This window comes from Isoptericola sp. NPDC060257 (genome assembly GCF_042726645.1).
Classification (GTDB): Bacteria; Actinomycetota; Actinomycetes; order Actinomycetales; family Cellulomonadaceae; genus Isoptericola; species Isoptericola nanjingensis.
Genome location: NZ_JBHXAW010000218.1, coordinates 1 through 7808 on the forward strand (window position 1 = coordinate 1; position 7808 = coordinate 7808).

At 76.0% G+C, this 7808-nt stretch carries 8 protein-coding genes; 3 read left to right on the forward strand and 5 right to left on the reverse strand.

Going from position 1 to position 7808, the window contains the following annotated elements; genetic code table 11:
* Positions 1-434, reverse strand: a 434-nt coding sequence (locus ACFWEK_RS16085) for a serine aminopeptidase domain-containing protein (RefSeq protein WP_430554676.1), incomplete at its 3' end; no start/stop codon positions are given.
* Positions 435-516: 82 nt separating this feature from the next.
* Between ACFWEK_RS16085 and ACFWEK_RS16090 the strand changes: the two genes are divergently transcribed.
* On the forward strand, positions 517-1218 hold the full coding sequence (locus ACFWEK_RS16090) for a TetR/AcrR family transcriptional regulator (RefSeq protein ID WP_430554677.1): 702 nt from the start codon (positions 517-519) through the stop codon (positions 1216-1218).
* 15 nt (positions 1219-1233) lie between these two features.
* Here the strand turns inward: ACFWEK_RS16090 and ACFWEK_RS16095 are convergent, their stop codons facing one another.
* The 4 genes from ACFWEK_RS16095 to ACFWEK_RS16110 are packed head-to-tail and all read right to left on the reverse strand — an operon-like array spanning position 1234 to position 4937.
* Entirely contained in the window at positions 1234-1701 is a 468-nt protein-coding gene (locus ACFWEK_RS16095; protein WP_430554678.1) for a DUF1801 domain-containing protein, read from the reverse strand.
* Between the two features lie 46 nt (positions 1702-1747).
* Positions 1748-2695, reverse strand: a complete 948-nt coding sequence (locus tag ACFWEK_RS16100; protein ID WP_430554679.1) for an aminoglycoside phosphotransferase family protein — start codon at positions 2693-2695, stop codon at positions 1748-1750.
* A 51-nt stretch (positions 2696-2746) separates the two neighbouring features.
* Positions 2747-3481, reverse strand: a complete 735-nt coding sequence (locus ACFWEK_RS16105) for an NUDIX hydrolase (protein ID WP_430554680.1) — start codon at positions 3479-3481, stop codon at positions 2747-2749.
* A 7-nt stretch (positions 3482-3488) separates the two neighbouring features.
* The gene (locus ACFWEK_RS16110; RefSeq protein ID WP_430554681.1) at positions 3489-4937 is read right to left on the reverse strand and encodes a GuaB1 family IMP dehydrogenase-related protein; all 1449 of its coding nucleotides are present in this window, start codon (positions 4935-4937) and stop codon (positions 3489-3491) included.
* 207 nt (positions 4938-5144) lie between these two features.
* Here ACFWEK_RS16110 and dxs point away from each other — a divergent pair, with 207 nt between their 5' ends.
* Positions 5145-7037, forward strand: a complete 1893-nt coding sequence (gene dxs / locus ACFWEK_RS16115) for a 1-deoxy-D-xylulose-5-phosphate synthase (protein WP_430554682.1) — start codon at positions 5145-5147, stop codon at positions 7035-7037.
* 55 nt (positions 7038-7092) lie between these two features.
* Positions 7093-7758, forward strand: coding sequence for an HAD family hydrolase (locus tag ACFWEK_RS16120; RefSeq protein WP_430554683.1), 666 nt, complete (start codon positions 7093-7095; stop codon positions 7756-7758).
* Positions 7759-7808: the final 50 nt, after the last annotated feature.

The following is a 7808-nucleotide window of genomic DNA, read 5'->3' on the forward strand; positions in this document are numbered from 1 at the left end:
GAGTGCCCGACGACGGCGTTGAACGGCCCCTCGGCGTCGTGCACGGCGCGGATCGCCGCCATGTGCTCGAGGGCTGACATGCGGCGGCCGCTCGACGCGCCGTGGGCGACGCCGTCGAACGACACGACGCCCAGGCCGGCGGCCTCGAGGGACGTGACGAGCCCCGCGAACCGCGAGGCCCGGCTCTTCCAGCCGTGCACGAGGAGCACGGTGGGCGCCGGGGGGTCCCCCCACCGGTAGGTCACGACGCGCTCGCCGTCGACGAGGACCGCGCCCCGGCGGGCGCGCTCGTGCACGGCGCGGTCGGAGGGGCGGACGTCGGCGGGCGCGCCGACGTGCCAGAACGCCCGGGCGGCGACCCGGACCGCGAGCGGGGGAGCGACGGCGGACAGCGCGCGCAGGCCGGTGCTGACGGGGGCGGGGACGTAGGGCACGACGACCTCCAGGTAAGGGCCACGAGATATCTGTACGAACGTTCGCACAGTAACACTGAACGAACGGTCGTACACTCATCCCGTGAGCACCGAGGCGCCGACCACCCCGACAGTCCGCTCGACCCCCGTCCCGACGGGCGACCCGGGCGACGCGCCGACCGACGGCCGCCGCGTGCGCGGGGACCGGTCGCGCCGCGCCGTCCTCGACCTCGCCGTCCAGGACGCGTCGGTCCGCGGGCTCGAGGCCCTCACGCTTGGCTCGCTGGCCGCGCGGCTGCCGGTCAACAAGAGCGGCATCGCGGGCCTGTTCGGCGGCAAGGAGGGCCTGCAGCTCGCGGCCGTCGAGCACGCCCGGGGCATGTTCGTCGAGGCCGTCGTCGAGCCCGCGCGGGAGGCAGGGCCGGGGCTGGCCCGGTTGTGGTCGCTGGTGCGGTGCTGGGCGGACTACTCCCGCCGCCGGGTGTTCGCGGGCGGCTGCTTCTTCCGCACGGTGGAAGTCGAGTTCGACACGCAGGACGGGGTGGTGCGCGACGCGGTCGTCACGGCCCACCGCGACTGGACGTCCTACCTGCGCCGGCACGCGCAGCTGGCGGTGGAGGCCGGGGAGCTCGCGGCCGGCGCCGACGTCGACCAGCTCGCCTTCGAGATCACCGCGATGCTGAACGCCGCCAACGACGGCTCGCTGCTGCTCGGCGACGACGCCGTCTACGACCGCGCGCTCGCGGCCGTGCGGGGGGCGCTCGTGGCGCGCGGCGCGGACCCGGCGGCCCTCGCCGCGGTCTGATCGTGCCGGTGCGGGTCAGCGCGGCGCCGACGCCGGGTCGCCGCCCTCGCGCGCCCGCAGCCCGTACGTCCCCGCCGTGAGCGTGGCGTAGGACGCGGCGACGACCTCCTCCAGGACGCCGAGGTCCACCTGCGTGAGGTCCTTGAGGTAGAGGCAGCCCACGCCGGTGGTGTGCGGGCCCAGGCGGGCGAGCGCGTCGGCGTGCGCCTCGACGCCGTCGGAGAGGTAGACAACCGACGCCGCCGCCCGCGGGGAGAACCCGGCGGCGGCCGCGTGGCCCGTGCGTCCGCTCGCGTAGGCGTACCGGTACTCGCCGAACCCCACGATCGACGTGCCGAACATCCGCGGGGGCTGCCCGGTGGCGCGCCCCATCAGCGCGAGCAGCGCCTCCGCGTCCCTCCGGCGCGCGGGGCGCGCGACGGCGGCGACGACCGCGCGCGGGTCGGCGTCGGTCCAGGTGGTCTTCTGCGCGTCGCGGGCCATGCCTCGAGTCTGCCAGAGCGATGCCTTCCGCCGCGCCGTCCGCCGCTCAGGCGGCGCCGTCGAGCAGCGACGCGAGGGCGTGCCTGCCGATCGGCACCATGCGGGGGTGCTGCTCGGGGTGCGCGAGCATGTTCGTCGCGTACAGCAGCGACCAGCCCGCGGCGCGCGCCCACGTCGCGTCGTCCCAGCCGCTGCCCCCGTCGGCCAGGGCCTGGATCTCGGCCCGGCAGGCGGCCCGGCCCTGGGCGTCGAAGCACAGCCACAGCGACCCCAGGTCGGAGGCGGGGTCGCCGGACGTCACGTCGCCCCAGTCGACGACGGCGGCCAGCCGGTCCGGCCGCCCGGCCTCGCCGGGGACCACCACGAGGTTCGCGGGGTGCGGGTCGCCGTGCAGCCACACGGGCGGGCCGTCGTGGGCGGGCGCGTCCAGCGCGCGCTCCCAGAGGCGGCGCGCGGCCCCCCGGGCCGCCGCCGGGACCACCGCTAGACGCTCGTCGAGGGCGGCGGGTTCGCGCGCCTCGGCACGCTCACGCAGGGGCACCCCGCGCACCGGGTTCGGCGGCGAATCCTCCGGGGCGGGGGTGTGCACCGCGGCGAGGAGGCGGCCGAGCGTGCGCGCCCAGGCGGTGCGGGCGGCCACGGGCGTCGCTTCCGCGCTCACCCCGTCCGCCCACGGCACGACGTTCCAGGCCCACGGGTAGCCGAGGGCCGCGCTCGGTCGCCCCACCCGGACGGGCACGGGCACGACGACGTCGGGCGCCGCCGCGCGGAGCCGGGCGGCCAGCGCGGGGAGCGCCTGCTGCTCGTGCTCGACGAGGGGCGCGGCCAGGGCGCGCCGTGGCAGCCGCACCGCCAGGTCGTCGCCGAGCCGCACCATGACGTTGTCCCAGCCGTGGGCGACGACCTCCAGCGGGCGGTCGGCCAGGTCGGGGTGCTGCTCGGCCAGCAGCGCGCGGGTCAGGCGGACGTCGACGTCGATCTCGGCGGCAGGCACCCGGGCATCATCCCAGGCGAGGGGGTCGACGACGGCGCGGGCGCGGGTGGCTCAGAGCTCGCGCTCGCGGGCGTGGTCCCACGGCTCGGTCCACCCGAGGCGGTCGAACGCCGCGTCGAGGATGCCCGCGGTGAACCCCCACACCAGGTGCGGCACTCCCGCGCCGTCGAGCACCTCGAACCCCGGCCCGCGCCAGGTGCGCCCGGCGCGCCGCAGGACGGTCGTGACGCGGTGGGCGGGGTCGAGCAGGTCGGCCACCGGCGCGCGGAAGACGTGCGCCGACTCCGCGACGTCCACCACGCGCACGGGGGTGGGGCGCGCCCACCAGCCGAGCACCGGCGTCACGAGGTGGTTGCTCACCGGCATCGGGAGCTGGGCGAGCGTGCCGAGCACCTCGACGCCGGTCGTGTCGAGGCCCGTCTCCTCGACGGCCTCGCGCAGGGCCGCGTCGACGGGCGTCTCGCCGTCCTCGGCCCGGCCGCCGGGGAACGCGACCTGCCCGGCGTGCGAGCGCAGCGTCGCCGCGCGCTCCAGGAGCAGCACGTCGAGGTCCTGCGCGACGGCGAGCGCCTGGGCGTCGTGGTCGGCGGCGAGGTCGTCCAGCACCCCGAAGAGCACGAGGACGGCCGCGGGGCGCGCGGACGCGGCGTCCAGGTCGCCCCGCGCCAGCCCCCAGTCGGCCAGGAAGGACCCGTCCGCCGCCAGGGCGGCGAGCTGCGCGCGGGCCGCGTACCCGCCGGCTCCCGGAGTCCCCGCGGAGGTCCCCGCGCTCGGTCCCGAGCTCACCGCCGGGTCACCAGCTCGTCGCGACCGGCATGCCCTCGGCGTAGCCGGCGGCGGACTGCACGCCGACCAGCGCGCGCTCGTGGAACTCCCCGAGCGTGCGTGCCCCGGCGTAGGTGCAGCTGGAGCGCAGGCCCGAGGTGATCTCGTCGAGCAGGTCCTCGACGCCCGGGCGCAGGGGGTCGACGTACATCTTCCCGGTGGAGATGCCCTCCTCGTAGAGGGCCTTGCGCGCGCGGCCGAAGGCGGTGCCCGCCCCGGCGGTGCGCGCCGCCACGGCCCGCGCGGACGCCATGCCGAACGAGTCCTTGTACAGGCGGCCCGTGCCGTCGTCGTGCAGGTCGCCGGGCGACTCGTACGTGCCGGCGAACCACGAGCCGACCATCACCTGCGACGCGCCGGCGGCCAGCGCCAGCGCGACGTCGCGGGGGTGGCGCACGCCGCCGTCGGCCCACACGTGCTTGCCGAGCTCGCGCGCGGCGGCCGCGCACTCGAGCACGGCGGAGAACTGCGGGCGGCCCACGGCGGTCTGCATGCGCGTGGTGCACATCGCGCCCGGCCCGACGCCGACCTTGAGGATGTCGGCGCCCGCGGCGACGAGGTCGCGCACGCCGGCGGCGGTCACGACGTTGCCGGCCACGACCGGCACCTGCGGGTCGACGGAGCGCACGGCCTCGAGGGCCTGCAGCATCTTCGACTGGTGACCGTGCGCGGTGTCGACGACCAGCACGTCCACGCCCGCGTCGAGCAGCTCGCGGGTCTTGGCGGCCACGTCGCCGTTGATGCCGACGGCCGCGCCGATCCGCAGCCGGCCGGCGGCGTCGAGCGCGGGCCGGTACACGGACGAGCGCACGGCGCCCTTGCGGGTGAGGACGCCCGCGAGGACGCCGTCGCGCACGACGGGCGCGAGGTGGATCTTGGCGGCGTGCATGCGCTCGAACGTGGCCTCGAGCCCCTCGGAGTCGATCGCCGCGGCATCGAGCGCGACGACGTCGTCCGACATCACCTGGTGCACCTGGGCGAACCGGTCGACGGCGGCGCAGTCACCCTCCGTGACGACGCCCACGGGCTTCCCGTCGGCCACCACGACCGCCGCGCCGTGCGCGCGCTTGCCCAGCAGCGTCAGCACCGTGGAGACGGTGTCCGTGGGCGCCACGACGACGGGCGTCTCGATGACCGGGTCCTTCGACTTCACGTCGGCCACGACGTCGGCGACGACGTCGACCGGGATGTCCTGCGGGATGATCGCGATGCCGCCGCGGCGGGCGACCGTCTCGGACATCCGGCGGCCCGCGACGGCCGTCATGTTCGCCACGACGACCGGGATCGTCGTCCCCGTGCCGTCGTCGGTGGAGAGGTCGACGTCGAAGCGGCTGGTCACGTCCGAGCGGGACGGGACCATGAAGACGTCGCCGTAGGTGAGGTCGGTGGTGGGCTGCTGCCCGTCGAGAAAGCGCACAGGTGTCCCCTGAGAGATGTGTCGGGAGAGGACGAGCTTCCTGGGTCGTCCCTCTGCCGAACGCTCGCCGGCGGTCACGTGTTCCCGTCGGCAGGGTCGAAACTACCCTCTCGCTCGCCCGCACGTGGCGGAGCGCCGTCCGCGGGACGTCCCGGACCACGGGGCGGGACCGCCTAGAGTGGTGTGGTTATGAACGGGGAGGAACGCATGAGCCTGCTGAGCAGCATCGGCTCGCCCGAGGACGTCCGCCGGCTCTCGCCGGAGCAGACGACGCAGCTCGCGGCGGAGATCCGGGCCTTCCTGGTCGACCAGGTGTCGCGCACCGGCGGTCACCTCGGGCCGAACCTGGGCGTCGTCGAGCTGACGATCGCGCTGCACCGCGTCTTCGCGTCCCCGCGGGACACCCTGGTTTTCGACACGGGCCACCAGGCGTACGTGCACAAGCTCCTCACGGGCCGGCAGGACTTCTCCGCGCTGCGCAAGGCGGGCGGCATGTCCGGCTACCCCTCGCGCGCCGAGTCCGAGCACGACGTCGTCGAGAACTCGCACGCCTCCACCGCGCTGTCGTGGGCCGACGGCGTGGCCAAGGCCAACGCCGTGCAGGGGCACCCGGAGCGGCACGTCGCCGCCGTCATCGGCGACGGCGCGCTCACGGGCGGCATGGCCTGGGAGGCGCTGAACAACATCGCGGCGTCGCAGGACCGCCGGCTCGTCATCGTCGTCAACGACAACGGGCGCTCCTACTCGCCGACGATCGGCGGCGTGGCCAACCACCTCGACACCCTGCGGACCACCCGCGGCTACGAGGCGTTCCTGTCGTGGGGCAAGCGCACCCTGCACCGCACGGGCGCGCCCGGCCGCTTCGCGTACGACTGGCTGCACGGGCTGAAGAAGGGCATCAAGGACGTCGTCGCGCCGCAGGGCATGTTCGAGGACCTCGGCCTGAAGTACGTCGGCCCGGTCGACGGGCACGACGTCGCGGCGATGGAGCAGGCGCTGCGCCGGGCCAAGGCCTACGGCGGGCCCGTGATCGTGCACGCCATCACCGAGAAGGGGCGCGGCTACACCCCGGCCGAGCAGGACGTCGCCGACCGCTTCCACGCCGTCGGTCAGATCCACCCCGAGACCGGGCTGCCCGTCGCGCCGTCGCGGTTCGGCTGGACCAAGGTCTTCGCCGACGAGATCGTGAAGATCGGCCGCGACCGGCCGGACGTCGTCGCCATCACCGCGGCGATGCTGCACCCGGTGGGCCTGGCGCCGTTCGCGCAGGAGTTCCCGGGCCGCACCTTCGACGTCGGCATCGCCGAGCAGCACGCCGCGACCTCGGCGGCCGGCATGGCCTTCGCCGGGCTGCACCCGGTGGTCGCCGTCTACGCCACGTTCCTCAACCGCGCCTTCGACCAGGTGCTCATGGACGCCGCGCTCCACCGGGCGGGCGTGACGTTCGTGCTCGACCGGGCCGGCGTCACCGGCGACGACGGGGCCAGCCACAACGGGATGTGGGACATGGCGATGCTGCGCATCGTCCCCGGGCTGCGGCTCGCCGCCCCCCGCGACGAGCCCACCCTCCGCGCGGCCCTGCGCGCGGCGGTGGACGTCGACGACGCGCCGACCGTGGTGCGCTACCCCAAGGGCGCGCTCGCCGACGCGATCCCGGCGCTCGAGGAGCTCGACGGCGTGGACGTCGTCGCCCGCCACGTGCCGGGTGGCGGCAGCGCGGGCGACGGGCGCAAGGTGCTCGTCGTGGGTGTCGGGTCGATGGTCGGCACGGCGCTCGCGGCGGGCGAGTCCCTGGCCGCGCACGGCCTGGCGGTCGACGTCGTCGCGCCGACGTGGGTGCTGCCGGTGCCCGAGGCGCTGGTCAAGCTCGCCGGCGAGCACGATCTCGTGCTGACGATCGAGGACGGCGTCGTCGACGGCGGCGTCGGAGCCATGACCGCCCAGCGGGCGGGGGAGCAGGGCGTGCGCACGCCGTTCGTGCACGTCGGCCTGCCGGTGGCGTTCCTCGACCACGCCAGCCGCGACCAGATCATCGGCCAGCAGCGGATGCGGGCCGAGGACGCCGTGCGCGACGCGCTCGCGGCGCTCGCGCGCGACTGACGCGAGACGGGCGCCGCCCGGCGCCCGGCGCCCGGCGCCCGCTAGCCTCACGGTCATGATCTGGCTGCTCGACCTCGACAACACGCTGGTGGGCCGGGCGGAGGCGTTCGCGTCGTGGGCGACCGGGGAGGTCGAGGTCATGGGCGGGTCCGCGGGCGACCTCGCCGCGATCCTCACGGCCGACGAGGGCGGGCACGGCTCCAAGGCGGCCCTCGCCCGCGTGCTGATCGACCGCCTCGGCTGGGACGACGACGTGCCCGCCGCGATCGAGCGCTTCCGCGCGGGGATCCTCGAGGGCGTGCGCCCGTACGACGGCGTCGTCTCCTCGCTCGACGCGCTGCGCGGGGCCGGGGACCGGGTGGCCGTCGTGACCAACGGGACGTCGGCCCAGCAGCGCGGCAAGATCGCGCGCTGCGGCCTCGGCGACCACGTCGACGCGGTCGTGGTGTCCGAGGAGGAGGGCGTCGCGAAGCCCGACCCGCGCCTGCTCGAGATCGCCCTGGACCGGCTGGGCGCGGCCGACGTCGACCGGCAGCAGGTGTGGATGGTCGGCGACGCCGGCCACGCCGACGTCGCGGCCGGGCGCGCGGCGGGCACACGGACCGCCTGGGTCTCCCACGGCCGGTCGTGGGACGGGCCGGACCGGCCCGACGTCGTCGCGCCGACGACCCGCGAGGCCCTTGCGCTCGCAGCATCCCCCTCCGGCGTCGTCCTGGACTGACCTTCCAGCAAGCGATCTGTCGCGGGAACGATCGGGTTCCCGCGGCAGAT

Coding starts and splice junctions, on each gene's coding strand:
- ACFWEK_RS16120 (WP_430554683.1), top strand. CDS start 7,093: ATGATCTGGCTGCTCGACCTCGACAACACGCTGGTGGGCCGGGCGGAG.
- dxs (WP_430554682.1), top strand. CDS start 5,145: ATGAGCCTGCTGAGCAGCATCGGCTCGCCCGAGGACGTCCGCCGGCTC.
- ACFWEK_RS16095 (WP_430554678.1), bottom strand. CDS start 1,701: ATGGCCCGCGACGCGCAGAAGACCACCTGGACCGACGCCGACCCGCGC.